This is a genomic window from Acidobacteriota bacterium (assembly GCA_016716905.1).
GTDB lineage: Bacteria > Acidobacteriota > Vicinamibacteria > Vicinamibacterales > SCN-69-37 > SYFT01.
Genome location: JADJUS010000022.1, coordinates 1635015 through 1648276, shown reverse-complemented (window position 1 = coordinate 1648276; position 13262 = coordinate 1635015). Strand labels below are relative to the sequence as shown.

The window sequence follows — 13262 nt, the reverse complement described above, 5'->3', positions numbered from 1 at the left end:
TGGAGAAATCGGGTCTGCGAATTTCCCACACGTTATCCACAGCCCCCGGCGTTGACGCCTGTGGAAAACCTCACTGCAGCGACTGAAGAAGGGTGTTGATTTGGTTGTTGAAAACCGCGTCCTTCTTGCGCAGATCCTCCACCTTGCGGATGGAGTGAATGACCGTGGAGTGGTGTTTGCCCCCGAAACTTTTCCCGATTTCGGGAAGCGACGCATTCGTCAGCGTCTTGCACAGATACATCGCCACCTGGCGGGGCAGCGCCACCGATTTCGAGTTGTTGCGTGACTTCAACTCGATCATCTTCATCTGGTAATAGTCGGCCACAAACTTCTGGATGCCGTCGATGGTCAGAGCGCGCTCGTCCTGCCGCAGGATATCGCGCAGCACTTCCTGAGCCAGCGCCATCGAAATATCGCGGCCCGTCAGAGACGCATACGCCAGCAGGCGGATGAGCGACCCTTCCAGTTCCCGGATGTTCGACTTGATGCGGCCGGCGATGAACAACGCCACATCGCCCGGCAGCGACACACCCTCGCTGTCGGCCTTTCTGGTCAGGATGGCGATCTTCGTCTCGAGGTCGGGCGCCTGGATATCTGCTGTCAGTCCCCACTCAAACCGCGACCGCAGGCGCTCTTCAAGCTCCACAATCTGATGCGGCGGACAGTCGCTGCTGAGGACGATCTGCTTCTGGGCGTCGTAGAGCGCGTTGAACGTGTGAAAGAACTCCATCTGCGTGCGTTCTTTGCCGGCGATGAACTGGATGTCGTCGATCAGCAACACGTCCACACTGCGGTACCGCTCGCGGAACTCGAGGATCCGGTCATACCGAAGCGCGTTGATGACCTCGTTCATGAAGCGCTCCGATGAGATGTACGTCAGCTTCAATCCCGGGTGGTGGTTGAGCACGTAGTGGCCGATGGCGTGCATCAGATGGGTTTTGCCCAGACCCACCCCGCCATAAATAAACAGCGGGTTGTACGACCGTGACGGGGCTTCCGCCACCGCGCGGCACGCCGCATCAGCAAACTGGTTGGAGGCGCCGACGATGAAGGTGTCGAAGCTGTAGCGGGGACTCAGCCCGGCATGGTCATCTGCGGGCTCCACGACGGGTTCGTCGCGCCCCTCGGGCACCGGGAGAGGTTCGGACACCGGCGTGGCGCCAGACCCCGCCTGGGCGTCGTCTTCGGCCGCCTCGTAGGTGAGCTGCACGCCGCGGCGACCCACTTCACCGAGCGCCTCCTCGATGAGGGCCGGGTAGTGCCGCGAGAGCCACTCGGCGGCCATCGGGTTGGGCACCTGCACGGTCATCTGATCGCCGCCATCGAGGAGAAGTCGGGTGCGATGGAACCAGCTGAAGTAGCTGAACCGGTTGACTTTGGTCTCGATGCGCGCCAGTACGGCGTCCCAGATAGTTTTCGACATTTTCCGCCCAGCCGCCCGCCCAATTGCCGTTGCCGCACGGGCGTTTTCTGACTTTCGCCCAGTGCCGCGCCTTACGTAACAAGGCTTCTCGAAAGGTCCCCTTCCAAAAGCCTTGACCCGCTTGGTTTTTCAGACTTTCGCCTCTCGGGAACGCTTGAAACTACGGTGTTTTCAGGCCTGAGATAGCAAAAACCCTTTGTTTTCCACAGTTTTTTCCACACCTGTGGAAAACTCACTTCCACCCCCTGCACGCGCCGGTTGTTTTGTACGGGGGTGGCGACTCTAGCATACGCCCGGCGGCCCCTCAACGCCGGGCACGGGAGGGCAAAAACCAGCCGACCCAGGCGGCTGCCGCCGGCCCCAGACATTGACAGGGTTTTCCCCAGTCCGATAGCATTTATGTTTCTCCAGAGTTGTTAGACACTCCGAGAGGGAGTCTCATGAAGCGTACTTTTCAACCCAACGTCCGTCGCCGTCGCCGAACGCACGGGTTCATCGTGCGGATGCGCACAAAAAATGGCCGCCTTGTATTGAAGCGGCGTCGGGCTAAAGGGCGCAAGCGCCTGACGGTTTCCACCCGCTAGCGCGGGCCACAGACGGCCGCGCCTGGCGCGAGTTTTTCCATGTCGGTGCGGTTCAGCTCGACGGTTCGCCTGAAGGCCCGCCCTGAATTTCTGCCCGTGCAGGAACATGGGCACCGCGTGGCTACGAAATATGTGACCGTGCTTGGCGTGGCCAACGGCCGGCTGTGCGATCGGCTGGGCCTGATCGCCTCACGCAAGTTCGGCAACGCCGTGGCGCGCAACCGCGCGAAACGGCGCCTGCGCGAAATATTCCGTCACCAGGAACCCGACACCGTTGGCGCACGCGGACTCAAAGGACTTGATTTGGTTGCCATTCCACGACGGGCCCTGCTTGACGCGTCCTTTGCTGTCGTGGATGCCGATTTTTCCTCCGCAGTCATGAAGATCCGGGAACACGTCTAAATGCCCATGCGGTGGACTTCCCGGATTGGCGTCAGCGTCGTACACGCCTATCAACTCCTGCTGTCGCCCTTTCTTGGCGGCGCGTGCCGGTTCGAACCCTCGTGTTCCCAGTACGCAATCTCGGCAATTACCCAGCACGGGCTGCTCCGCGGCGGGTGGCTCGCACTGCGCCGCATCCTGAAATGTCACCCCTTTGGACCACATGGACTTGATCCGGTGCCGGGCGATTCTCGCTCTGCCAGATCCTGATCCGCCCGGTCACACCACATGGAAAAACGCGTCTTCCTCGCAATCTTCTTGTCGTTCGGGATTCTGGCGGTCTACCAGACCTATGTGGTGCCGCCGCCCCAGCCTCCGGTCTCGACTCCGATGCCGGTTGGGCCGGTCGAAGGCCCAGCGCTGACGCCACAGACCGGCGCTCCGGCGAGCACCACCGCGCCTGCCGCGGCTCCAGTGCCGGCAGCGCAAACCCTGGTCGCCGACGACATGGCTCGCGACATCATCGTCGACACCGACACTGTACGAGCGGTGTTCAACTCCGAGGGCGCCACGCTCAAGAGCTGGCGGCTCAAGCGGTATTCCGACGCGCGAGGAGAACCACTTGAACTGGTGCCCGAGGCGCTGCCACCGAACTATCCTCGGCCGTTTTCACTCGCGACCGACACCGACGCCGTCTCTGCAGTACTGATCAGCGCGAAGTTCCGGCCGAGCGCGAGTGGCCCCTTGTCTCTGGGCGCCGCGTCAGGAACGCTGAGCTTCGAGTACCAGGACGCGAGCGGCCTGACCGCCCGCAAGAGTTTTCACTTTCAGCCCGACGGGTTGCCGTACTCGCTCACGGTTGATGCCTCGGTGGATGTGAACGGCGTGGCGCGCCCCGTCACGTTGCGCATGGGGCCGTCACTGGGCCTGGGTTACACCACGGGCGGCGCGATGACCACCACGTATCCTCCAGCCGCGCTCTACCATCGCGACGGCAGCGTGGAACGGCCAAGTGCCAGCAGCCTGCTTGAGCAGTCGGCGTTCCAGGGCATCCTCCGGTTTGCCGGCGTGGGCGATCACTACTTCCTCTCGGCTGCCGTGCCTGGCACCCGCAGTGTTCGTGTGGACTTTCAACCGTTGGCTCTGCCGGTGCCTGAGCCAGACGCGACCGCTACCGGTAAAACAGAACGGACCTACGTGTCCTACAGCGTCACCACGCCCGGCGCGATGAACATGCCGTTTTTCCTCGGCCCCAAAGACTTCGACATCCTGAAGGCCGTGGACACCCAGATGGTGCGCGCGATTGATTTCGGGATCTTCGCGTGGCTCGTGGTGCCGCTGCTGCAGACCCTGAAATGGATCAATCGCTTCGTCGGCAACTTCGGCTGGTCGATCATCATTCTCACAGTGGTGCTCAACGCCCTGATGTTCCCTCTTCGCCACCGCAGCATGGTCTCGATGCGCAAGATGCAGGAGATTCAGCCTGAGGTGAAGGCCATCCAGAAGCGGTACGAAAAATTCAAGCTCACCGATCCCGAGCGCCAGAAGATGAACACAGAGACGATGGCGCTCTACAAGCAGAAGGGTGTAAACCCGGCCAGCGGCTGCGTGCCCATGCTGTTGACCATGCCGGTACTCTTCGGGTTCTACGCGATGCTCTCGGTGGCGATCGAACTTCGCGGTGCACCGTTCTTCGGATGGATCACCGACCTGGCGAAGATGGATCCGCTGTTCATCACGCCCATCCTGATGGGCGGGTCGATGTTCGTGCAGCAGAAAATGACGCCGAGCACCGCGGACCCGGCGCAGCAGAAGATCTTCATGTTCATGCCCATCATCTTTACGGTGATGTTCCTGTGGGCGCCGTCGGGCCTGGTCATCTACTGGCTGATGAGCAACATCATGACGATTGGCCAGCAGTACCTGACCAACCACCTCACGAGCACCCCCAACCGCCCGGCAACTGGTGGCGGCACGAGTTCGGAAAAGCGAGCCAAGCTGGCCGGCAGCGCCGCCACGCCGAAGGCGATGGGCCAGTAAGCTAAGGGCCTCCCTGAAAAGGACCTACACAAATGACCGACACACTGGACGCGCGAGTTACTGATTTCATCACCGACGTGCTTGGGGCCATGGGCCTGAGCCTTGAAGTGTCGCTGGACGAAACGCCGGATGCGGTTCGCGTCAACATCACGGGTGACGGCGCCGAGGCACTGCTCCGCCGGCAGGGAGAAACCCTCGACGCCCTCCAGGTCATCGTCAACACCGCGTTCCGGCGTGAAGAGCGCGGCGACCGCCACTATCTGGTGGACGCGCTCGGCTTCCGCAAAGGAAAAGACGATGAGCTGCGGGCGACGACGAAGTCGCTGATCGAGATGGCGAAGGCGTCGGGCATCCCGCAGGAAATGGGCCCGCTCAACCCGTACTCGCGGCGGCTTGTGCACCTGGCTGTGGCCGAAGTGCCGGGCATGACGTCTGAGAGCATCGGTGACGCGTTCCTGAAGGTCGTGGTCATCTCGTCGCAGCCATAGACGCGGGTACCGCCAGTGGGTGCATCCTTCTCCACAGCGGACACCATCGTGGCGGTGGCCACGCCTCATGGCCGCGGTGGCCTTGGCGTGGTGCGGATGTCGGGGCCCGAGTCCGCGGCCATCGCCCAGCGCCTGACGCACCGCGAACTTCCCTTCGAACCCCGGCACGCGACGCTGGCCGTGGTTCGTGACATCGATCAAGTTGTGGTGACCTGGTTCGCCGCGCCCCACTCATACACCGGCGAAGACGTGGTGGAGATCAGCGGGCACGGGAGCCCGTGGCTGCTGCAGTCCATTGTCGAATCGGCGTGCGCGGCCGGTGCCCGCCTGGCCCAGCCCGGCGAATTCACGTTGAGGGCCTATCTGCACGGGCGCCTTGATCTCATCCAGGCCGAGGCCGTGGCTGACTTGATTGATGCTGTCACGCCGCTGCAGGCGCGCGTGGCCTTTGATCAGCTTGAAGGCACGTTGACGTCGGCGGTGCAGCGCATCGACGCGCAGTTGTTTGATCTTGCGGCCAAGCTCGAAGCGTCGCTGGATTTCCCGGACGAGGGTTTTCACTTCATCACGCGCACAAACGCGATGACGGATCTCGCCGACGTGCAGAGCGAGATCGAGCGACTCATCAAGGATGGACGCCGCGGTCGGCTCATTCGCGAAGGTCGGATGGTGGTGATTGCCGGACGGCCGAACGTGGGCAAGTCCAGCCTCTTTAACGCCCTCATCGGCACCAACCGCGCCATTGTCACTCCGTTGGCCGGGACCACGCGCGACCTGCTGACTGAACAAGTGGACGTCAGGGGTGTGCCGATGACCCTGGTAGACACGGCGGGTTTGCGCGAGTCTGCGGATGTGATCGAAGAAGAAGGCGTGAGGCGGGCCGAGCAGGCACGAGAAGTGGCGGCGCTCACGCTGTTGGTGCTTGATGGCAGCCAGCCACTCGACGAAGACGACCAGCGGTTGCTGGCCCAGATCGGCGGACCTCGAGTGGTGATCGCGAATAAGGCAGATCTGCCGGCGGTGTGGTCGGGATCAGGTATCGCGGTGTCGGCGGTGACGGGGCTTGGACTCGACGAGTTGCGCGCGGCAATTATCGGCGCGTTGTCGGGCGAGCCTGGCGCCGCCGCCGGGACCGAAGAACTCCGCGACGTGCCTCGGGTCTCGAATCAACGTCACCTGCTGCAACTGGAGAGCGCGTTGACGGCCGTCACCGGAAGCCTGGACCAGTTGAATCAGGGTGCGACTGAAGAACTGGTGCTGGCCGAACTGACTGATGCGCGCGAAGCGCTTGAGGCGCTGACCGGCAAACGCACGTCGGACGATTTGTTGCGGCACATCTTCAGCACGTTCTGTGTGGGCAAGTGATGGCCACTCCTGATTTCGATGTGATTGTGATCGGCGCCGGCCACGCCGGCGTGGAGGCGGCGTGGGCCGCGGCGCGCATGGGTCGCCGCGTGGGGATCTGTACGCTGTCGCCTGAGACGGTGGCGCTGATGCCCTGCAATCCGGCGATTGGCGGTACGGCCAAGGGACATCTTGTTCGCGAGATCGACGCGTTGGGCGGCTTGATGGGCCGCGCGATAGATGCCACCGGGCTTCAGTTCAAGTTGCTCAACCGGAGCCGCGGTCCGGCGGTGTGGTCGCCCCGCGCGCAGGCTGACAAACGCCACTATGGCCGCTGGGTGCGCGAAGCGCTCACGGGCGAAGCGAATATCACGTGGATCTTCAGGCGCGCAGGTCGGGTGTTGGTGGAGGCCGGTCACGTATCGGGCCTGGAGTTTGAGGATGGCGGCGCGGTGTCGTGCCGCGCGTTGGTTGTCACCACAGGGACGTTCCTCAACGGCCTGGTGCACATCGGCGACGAGCAACGGCCGGCGGGTCGCGCCGGCGAACCACCCACCCATCACCTTGCGGAATCCCTGCGGGGGTTTGGATTCGAGATGGGCCGCCTCAAAACAGGCACGCCGCCACGGCTCGACCGCAGGAGCATCGACTTCTCGCGGTTCAAGGAAGATCTCGGCGACGACCCGCCTGTCCCGTTTTCCTTCTCGACCGATCGCATCGAGCGACCGCAGATGGCGTGTCACATCGTGCACACGACTGAGGCCGTGCACGATCTCGTGCGAGCGCATATCGATCAGTCGCCGCTGTACAACGGCCAGATCAGCGGCGTTGGGCCCAGGTATTGTCCGTCGCTCGAAGACAAAGTGATGCGGTTCCCTGATAAGGAACGCCACCAGATCTTCCTCGAACGCGAAGGCCTGGACGTGGATGAGATTTATGTGAACGGCATGTCGATGAGTCTGCCGGCCGCGATCCAGGATGCGATCGTGCATGCGATGCCCGGACTCGAAGACGCGGTGGTGATGCGGCATGCGTACGCGGTGGAGTACGACTTCGTGCAGCCCACCGAGTTATCGCTTTCGCTCGAGGCCAAGCGCGTCCCGGGGTTATTTCTTGCTGGGCAGATCAACGGCACCTCTGGCTACGAGGAAGCAGCAGCGCAGGGGTTGATGGCGGGAATCAACGCCGCGCAGCGGTGTGTTGACGCGACGCCGGTGGTGCTCGGGCGTGACGAGGCGTACATCGGCATTCTTATCGACGACCTGGTGACGCGCGGGTGTCTTGAGCCCTATCGCATGTTCACGTCGCGCGCGGAACACCGGCTCGTGTTGCGGATTGATAACGCCGACCTGCGGCTCACGGCCATTGGGCGCGCGGTCGGGATGGTTGACGACGCGCGCTGGGAGAGATTCGAGGCGCGCGCCGCGCGTCTCGATCGAAATCGCGCGATGGCCGCAGCCACTCGCGTGGTGGTCAACGGACTCACCGGCACGGCGGCCGAAGCGCTGGGACGGCCGTTGGTATCCATCGACCAGGTGGTATCAGCCGGCTACGCGTTTGAGACAGACGGTGTGCGCGAGATCGACGCGGCGACACTCGAGGCCGAGTGCAAGTACCGCGGCTACCTCAAGCGTCACGACGCCCAGCAGGCGCGCGTGGAGTCGCAACACACCCGGCGCATCCCCGAGGAATTCAACTACGAGGGCGTACCTGGACTGACCCGCGAGATGGTTGAGCGGTTGTCGTCGATTCGGCCCGAGACACTCGGCCAGGCCGGCCGAATCCCCGGGGTCACCCCCGCCGCCCTGGCGATCGTCGCCTCGCGCGTGCGGAACTGGGGAACTGGGGAACTTAGGAACTGGGGAACTGGGGAACTTGGGAACTGAGGAGCTCAGGAACTGGGGCAGGCCTCGGCCTTGAAACCCAGGCCGAGCTACGTTCGGAAGGACTTCAGACTGCTACGTCGCTCATATCGGGCACGTAGCTCGGGCTGTTCCTCAAGCCCGAGTGTCTGCTGACGCCGACCAACCCCCTAACGCCCGTAGCGGTTTAGACCGACAATGGGTCCCGGTGGCTGACCGAGAGACTGTCTCACGCTTGTCCAGACGCATCACCAAGGCGGGCGGGAGCGCGTCTCGGGAGCAGGTCACGAACCTCGCCGCGTATGTCGAGTTGCTTGCGCGCTGGAACAAGAAGATCAACCTCACTGCGCTCCGCGTGGACCCCTTGTCTGATGATGCCGTTGACCGGTTGATCGTGGAACCGGTGATGGCCGCCAGGCGCGTATTGGCGTCCGATCAGCTTGTGATTGATGTGGGCACCGGTGGCGGATCGCCGGCCATCCCGCTTGCGGTGATGGCATCGCACGTGCGCTTGGTGATGGTGGAAGTGAAGGTGCGCAAGTGTGCGTTCCTCCGCGAGGTGGTGCGCCAGCTGAACATGCCTGGCGCATCGGTCGAGAACTGCCGGCTTGAGGAACTCCTTTTGCGTAGCGAGCTTCACGAGTCAGCCGATGTGGTGACGGTGCGGGCGGTGCGGCCCGACAAGCGGCTGATCACGGCGATCCAGGCGTTCCTGAAACCCGGAGGCCGTTTGTTCTGGTTCGGGGCAGAGGCGTCGGTGAGGCCGGAAATCCAGTTACCGTTCATTTCCGGTCACATGGAGCCGCTTGTGGCAGCACTTGGCAGCCAGCTTTGGATACTCGATAAGAACCGTAAGTAGCTGTGTAATAAGGACTTACAAGTTAAGTTTAATGATATGTTGGACCACGCTGACGAGTGCACGCGTCATAGAGGGATCAGCAGGATGCCTCCGAGGCTTGGCGTCCTTGCTTCATCGGGTTCCGCCAAGCCAATGTTCCACGTGGAACACAACGGATTAGCCTCGCTATTTCAAACTAGCGCGCCAGCCACCTCAGGTCAGCGACCGGCGCGCAGCCAGAGACAACGTCGCGGCATGGACACTCGGGCTTGAGAACCAGCCCGAGCTACGTACGGGCACGATGCCTACTGAACGTAGCTCAGCCTGGTCTTCACCAGGCTCCGCCAAGGCTACGGCGGTCCACCGAAGCCCAACCAGCAAAACGACAAACGCTCTTGAGGCCCATGAGCCCTCTCAGCCTGCTGCCCTCCTGTTGTGATCCGTCGTGCCGGCGCCGCAGGCGCCTTTGAGCCCAGGTGGCCTGCGAACGAGCCGTAGCGCCCAATTCAGCGCTCCAAAACTCTTGCCCTCCCTGTGATCCGTCGTGATCACGCCTACCGGCGGTTGCCAGCCAAACTCCCCCAGTTCCAAATCTACCCACTTCCCCACTTCCCCAGTTCCCCAGTTCCCCAGTTCCCCAGTTCCCCAGTTCCTCAGTTCCCCACTTCCCCACTTCCCCACTTCCCCAGTTCCTCCTCAGTTCCCCAGTTCCCCAGTTCCTCAGTTCCCCAGTTCCTCAGTTCCTCAGTTCCCCAGTTCCCCATTGACCCTTGCCGCCCTTAGGCCGGACAATAGCCACTCCGGCGCGTATGTAACAGCCAATTTTTATTTGCCATATGACCAAAAAAGCTCGCGTCATCTCGGTGTCAAACCAGAAGGGCGGCGTCGCCAAAACGACGACCTCCATCAATCTGGCCGCCTCGCTCGCCATGGCCGACAGGCGCGTGTTGCTCATTGACCTGGATCCGCAGGCCAATCTCACCTCAGGCGTTGGCCTCAAGGGACAGTCCGCAGCCGCGGGCACCATCTATGACGCGCTGATGACTACCGGCCAGCCGGCCCAGGACTTTGTGTTGCCCACAGGCGTCGATCACCTGTTCCTGGTTCCCGCCGATCGCCACCTCACCGGCGCGGAGATCGAACTCGTGATGCTCCCCGACCGCGATCAGCGTCTGCGCACCTTCGTGAATCAACTGCGCGGCGACTACGACTACATCTTCATCGACACGCCACCTTCGCTCGGCTTGCTGACGCTCAATGCGCTCGTCGCCGCGGACACAGTATTGATTCCGCTGAACTGCGAATACTTCGCGCTCGAGGGCATCGCCGATCTCATGTCCACGCTCGACCGTGTGCGCGAGGGCCTCAACCCCAGCCTCATCGTTGAAGGCGTGTTGCTGACGATGTATGACGACCGGACGAATCTGGGCCAGCAGGTGGGCACGAGCATCCGCGAGTTTTTTGGCGACCAGGTGTTTCGCACCGTCATTCCGCGCAACGTGCGCCTGGGAGAAGCCCCCAGTCATGGCGTGCCGGTGATCCTGTATGACGCGCGGTCGCGCGGCGCCGAAGCGTATGTGGCGCTGGCGCGCGAATTCCTGTCGCGCGATCTCGCCGCGGTAGGGAGTCACTGATCATGGCTATCAAACGCCCCGCGCTCGGACGCGGTCTCAGCGCGCTGATCCGAGACACCGCACCACCACCGCCTCGTGAGGCGCCGGCCGTCGATCGCGGCCGGCCTACCGAACTCGATATTGATCTGCTCTCGCCCAATCCCAGGCAACCGCGACTTCATATCGACGACGCGCGCCTCGAGGAACTGGCGCAGTCCATTCGCGCGAACGGCGTCATCCAACCGATCGTCGTCCGCCATGTCACCGCAGGAGCAGACACGGCCGGCACCTATGAAATCGTCGCCGGCGAACGACGATGGCGCGCGGCGCAACGCGCGGGCCTGCTGAAAGTGCCTGTCGCAGTGCGCGATGTGCCCGACGACAAACTCCTGGAAGTGGCGCTCATCGAAAACATCCAGCGCGAGAATCTCAACCCCATCGAAGAAGCGCAGGCGTATCGCAGCCTGTCCGAAGACCTGCACCTCTCGCAGGAATCGATCGCTGAACAAGTGGGCAAGGATCGCGCGACCGTGGCCAACTACATCCGGCTGCTCCGCCTGCACGCCGAGATTCGCACGGCGCTGTCGGACGGCGCGCTCACGATGGGGCACGCACGCGCGTTGTTGTCGCTGACAGATGAAGCGGCACAACGCCGCGTTGGGCGCGATGTCATTGCGCGTGGTTTGTCAGTGCGGGAAACGGAAGCGCTCGTCCGCGATGAGACCACTGCCAAGTCCGATGCCCCTGAAGCGCTCAAGCCCAAAGTTGACCCGAATACTCGCGCGGCTGAAGAACAGCTGAAACTTGCGCTCGGCACCCGCGTGCGCATCGTCCGCAAAGGCAAGGGCGGGCGTATTGAAGTGGACTTTACGAACGAAGAGGAACTTCAGCGCCTGTTCGAAAAATTGACGGAGTCCTGAACGTGAAGAAGCTCACCGACTACGCCGACTGCGCCGGCTGCGCCAGCAAGCTGCAGGCCGTCGACCTCGAGCGCATCATGGAAGGCCTGCAACCGGCCCATGTGGACGACCGAATCCTCGTGGACTTTCAGACCGCTGACGACGCCGGTGTCTATCGGTGGTCGGCCGATTCGGCGTTGGTGCAGACGGTAGACTTTTTTACGCCCATCGTTGACGACCCGTATCTGTACGGTCAGATTGCGGCGGCCAACGCGCTCAGCGATGTCTACGCGATGGGCGGGGAGCCCCGCACGGCCCTGGCAATTGCCGCGCTTCCCAAAGATGGACCCGCTCCCGAAGTGGTCCGCGAAATATTTCGAGGCGGTTCCGACAAGTTGCGCGAGGCCGGAGTTGTGCTGCTCGGAGGGCACACCGTCACCGATCCGGAGATCAAGTTTGGCTACTCGGTTACCGGCCACGTCCACCCCGATCGAGTCCTGACTAATGCTGGTGCCAGAGCCGGAGACGTCCTCGTACTCACGAAAGCTCTGGGAACCGGCGTTGTGGTGCGAGCCACCAAATTCGGTCGTTCAACAGAAATCCAGCTTAAATCAGCCGTTGCGTCCATGGTGACCCTCAACAACACCGCAGCGCGACTTGCCGCGGCCCTGCCACCGGGAGTCGTCAGCGCCTGCACGGATATCACCGGTTTTGGCCTGATCGGGCACGCCACCGAGGTTGCGCAGGCCAGCGGGACCACGCTGGCCTTCAACGCCGGAGCCCTTCCCCTCCTTAGCGGCGCAGCCGAACTGGCTGCGGCGAATCTGCCGTGCGGTGGCCGCTCGAACCTCGGCCACTTCCGACGGGTAATCGTGGGCCCGGATGTGGCACCCGAAGTGGCGCTCCTCTGCATGGACCCCCAAACGTCGGGCGGACTCCTTTTCAGCCTGGCGCCGGATGCGGCCGCGGGTTTTGTGGACCAGCTCACCACTGCAGGTGTGCGGGCGACGAGTGTCGGACGGGTCGAACCGCGCGGTGCCGATGACGTTCTTGTGCGGCTGTTGTAGTTGCCCGGCCGCGGGCCTGAATGGTATAAATGGTCGTTTGGCTGGGGTAGGATCTCCCCCGGCGGAGGCCCCACGTGTTCGGTGAAATCGTCAACCACATCCTTCCCTGCCTCGCCGCAGGAGCCCATTCATGAGCGTTCGATCCGCTGCCCGCCGTTACGCGGCCGTGTTGTTTGAGGTCGTGCAGGCGAAGGGCGATCTGGCCAGGGTTGAAGGTGAACTGAACGCATTCGTCGCGTTGGTTGATGGCCACACTGAACTGCAAACCGTGTTGGCCCATCCCGCGATTCCTGCGCTGAAGAAGCGCGAACTCATTGAACAGATTCTGAACACGTCCGGCGAATTCTCCGGCGAAGTGCGTCGCCTGCTCCTGATGCTGGCCGACCGCGACCGCATGGGCAGCGTGCGGGATGTGGCCGCGGCCTACACCGAGAAACTGATGGCGCACCGCAAGGTGGTGAACGCGCAGATCGTCACGGCCACCGAATTGCCGGGCAACCAGCGCGACGCGTTGGCCAAGGCGCTCAGCGCGGCGGTGGGCGCCGAGGTGCGTCTGAAAGAGTCGGTAGACCCGTCTATCATGGGCGGCATTGTCGCCCGCGTGGGCAGCGTGGTGTATGACGCCAGCCTGACGCGGCAACTGGAGAAGATGCGCCGGCAATTGTTGTCGCCCGCATAACCAGTCACGAGCAAGCAGTAACACCACGACCGGCGGGGCCAGCG

The 13262-nt window shown here is 62.9% G+C and carries 13 protein-coding genes; 12 read left to right on the top strand and 1 reads right to left on the bottom strand.

Annotation, left to right across the window (positions count from 1 at the left end):
• Nucleotides 1-70: 70 nt before the first annotated feature.
• The gene (dnaA, locus tag IPL75_23200) at nucleotides 71-1423 is read right to left on the bottom strand and encodes a chromosomal replication initiator protein DnaA (GenBank protein MBK9243103.1); all 1353 of its coding nucleotides are present in this window, start codon (nucleotides 1421-1423) and stop codon (nucleotides 71-73) included.
• Between the two features lie 440 nt (nucleotides 1424-1863).
• On the opposite strand from dnaA, the gene rpmH reads away from it, so the two are divergent.
• The 12 genes from rpmH to atpH all read left to right on the top strand — a co-directional run bounded on the left by rpmH (nucleotide 1864) and on the right by atpH (nucleotide 13218).
• On the top strand, nucleotides 1864-2007 hold the full coding sequence (gene rpmH / locus IPL75_23195) for a 50S ribosomal protein L34 (GenBank protein ID MBK9243102.1): 144 nt from the start codon (nucleotides 1864-1866) through the stop codon (nucleotides 2005-2007).
• A 39-nt stretch (nucleotides 2008-2046) separates the two neighbouring features.
• Nucleotides 2047-2409, top strand: a complete 363-nt coding sequence (gene rnpA, locus IPL75_23190) for a ribonuclease P protein component (protein ID MBK9243101.1) — start codon at nucleotides 2047-2049, stop codon at nucleotides 2407-2409.
• Nucleotides 2410-2658, top strand: a complete 249-nt coding sequence (yidD, locus tag IPL75_23185; protein ID MBK9243100.1) for a membrane protein insertion efficiency factor YidD — start codon at nucleotides 2410-2412, stop codon at nucleotides 2656-2658. It abuts the gene before it with no gap.
• 18 nt (nucleotides 2659-2676) lie between these two features.
• Nucleotides 2677-4428 carry a membrane protein insertase YidC gene (gene yidC / locus IPL75_23180; protein ID MBK9243099.1) on the top strand — a complete coding sequence of 584 codons (1752 nt, stop codon included), beginning with the start codon at nucleotides 2677-2679 and terminating at the stop codon, nucleotides 4426-4428.
• 32 nt (nucleotides 4429-4460) lie between these two features.
• Nucleotides 4461-4916, top strand: coding sequence for a hypothetical protein (locus IPL75_23175; protein MBK9243098.1), 456 nt, complete (start codon nucleotides 4461-4463; stop codon nucleotides 4914-4916).
• Between the two features lie 15 nt (nucleotides 4917-4931).
• Nucleotides 4932-6281, top strand: coding sequence for a tRNA uridine-5-carboxymethylaminomethyl(34) synthesis GTPase MnmE (mnmE, locus tag IPL75_23170; protein MBK9243097.1), 1350 nt, complete (start codon nucleotides 4932-4934; stop codon nucleotides 6279-6281).
• Nucleotides 6278-8146: a tRNA uridine-5-carboxymethylaminomethyl(34) synthesis enzyme MnmG gene (gene mnmG, locus IPL75_23165; GenBank protein ID MBK9243096.1), complete on the top strand. Its 1869-nt coding sequence runs from the start codon at nucleotides 6278-6280 to the stop codon at nucleotides 8144-8146. Before mnmE ends, mnmG begins: the two co-directional genes overlap by 4 nt.
• Before the next feature lie 211 nt (nucleotides 8147-8357).
• On the top strand, nucleotides 8358-8981 hold the full coding sequence (gene rsmG / locus IPL75_23160) for a 16S rRNA (guanine(527)-N(7))-methyltransferase RsmG (GenBank protein ID MBK9243095.1): 624 nt from the start codon (nucleotides 8358-8360) through the stop codon (nucleotides 8979-8981).
• Between the two features lie 815 nt (nucleotides 8982-9796).
• Nucleotides 9797-10594 carry a ParA family protein gene (locus IPL75_23155; protein MBK9243094.1) on the top strand — a complete coding sequence of 266 codons (798 nt, stop codon included), beginning with the start codon at nucleotides 9797-9799 and terminating at the stop codon, nucleotides 10592-10594.
• A gap of 2 nt (nucleotides 10595-10596) precedes the next feature.
• The gene (locus IPL75_23150; protein MBK9243093.1) at nucleotides 10597-11493 is read left to right on the top strand and encodes a ParB/RepB/Spo0J family partition protein; all 897 of its coding nucleotides are present in this window, start codon (nucleotides 10597-10599) and stop codon (nucleotides 11491-11493) included.
• A gap of 2 nt (nucleotides 11494-11495) precedes the next feature.
• The gene (gene selD, locus IPL75_23145; GenBank protein MBK9243092.1) at nucleotides 11496-12539 is read left to right on the top strand and encodes a selenide, water dikinase SelD; all 1044 of its coding nucleotides are present in this window, start codon (nucleotides 11496-11498) and stop codon (nucleotides 12537-12539) included.
• 130 nt (nucleotides 12540-12669) lie between these two features.
• A complete protein-coding gene (gene atpH / locus IPL75_23140) occupies nucleotides 12670-13218 on the top strand; it encodes an ATP synthase F1 subunit delta (GenBank protein MBK9243091.1) in 549 nt (182 codons plus the stop codon).
• Nucleotides 13219-13262 lie beyond the last annotated feature (44 nt).

Coding starts and splice junctions, on each gene's coding strand:
- dnaA (MBK9243103.1), bottom strand. CDS start 1,423: ATGTCGAAAACTATCTGGGACGCCGTACTGGCGCGCATCGAGACCAAA.
- rpmH (MBK9243102.1), top strand. CDS start 1,864: ATGAAGCGTACTTTTCAACCCAACGTCCGTCGCCGTCGCCGAACGCAC.
- rnpA (MBK9243101.1), top strand. CDS start 2,047: ATGTCGGTGCGGTTCAGCTCGACGGTTCGCCTGAAGGCCCGCCCTGAA.
- yidD (MBK9243100.1), top strand. CDS start 2,410: ATGCCCATGCGGTGGACTTCCCGGATTGGCGTCAGCGTCGTACACGCC.
- yidC (MBK9243099.1), top strand. CDS start 2,677: ATGGAAAAACGCGTCTTCCTCGCAATCTTCTTGTCGTTCGGGATTCTG.
- IPL75_23175 (MBK9243098.1), top strand. CDS start 4,461: ATGACCGACACACTGGACGCGCGAGTTACTGATTTCATCACCGACGTG.
- IPL75_23155 (MBK9243094.1), top strand. CDS start 9,797: ATGACCAAAAAAGCTCGCGTCATCTCGGTGTCAAACCAGAAGGGCGGC.
- IPL75_23150 (MBK9243093.1), top strand. CDS start 10,597: ATGGCTATCAAACGCCCCGCGCTCGGACGCGGTCTCAGCGCGCTGATC.
- atpH (MBK9243091.1), top strand. CDS start 12,670: ATGAGCGTTCGATCCGCTGCCCGCCGTTACGCGGCCGTGTTGTTTGAG.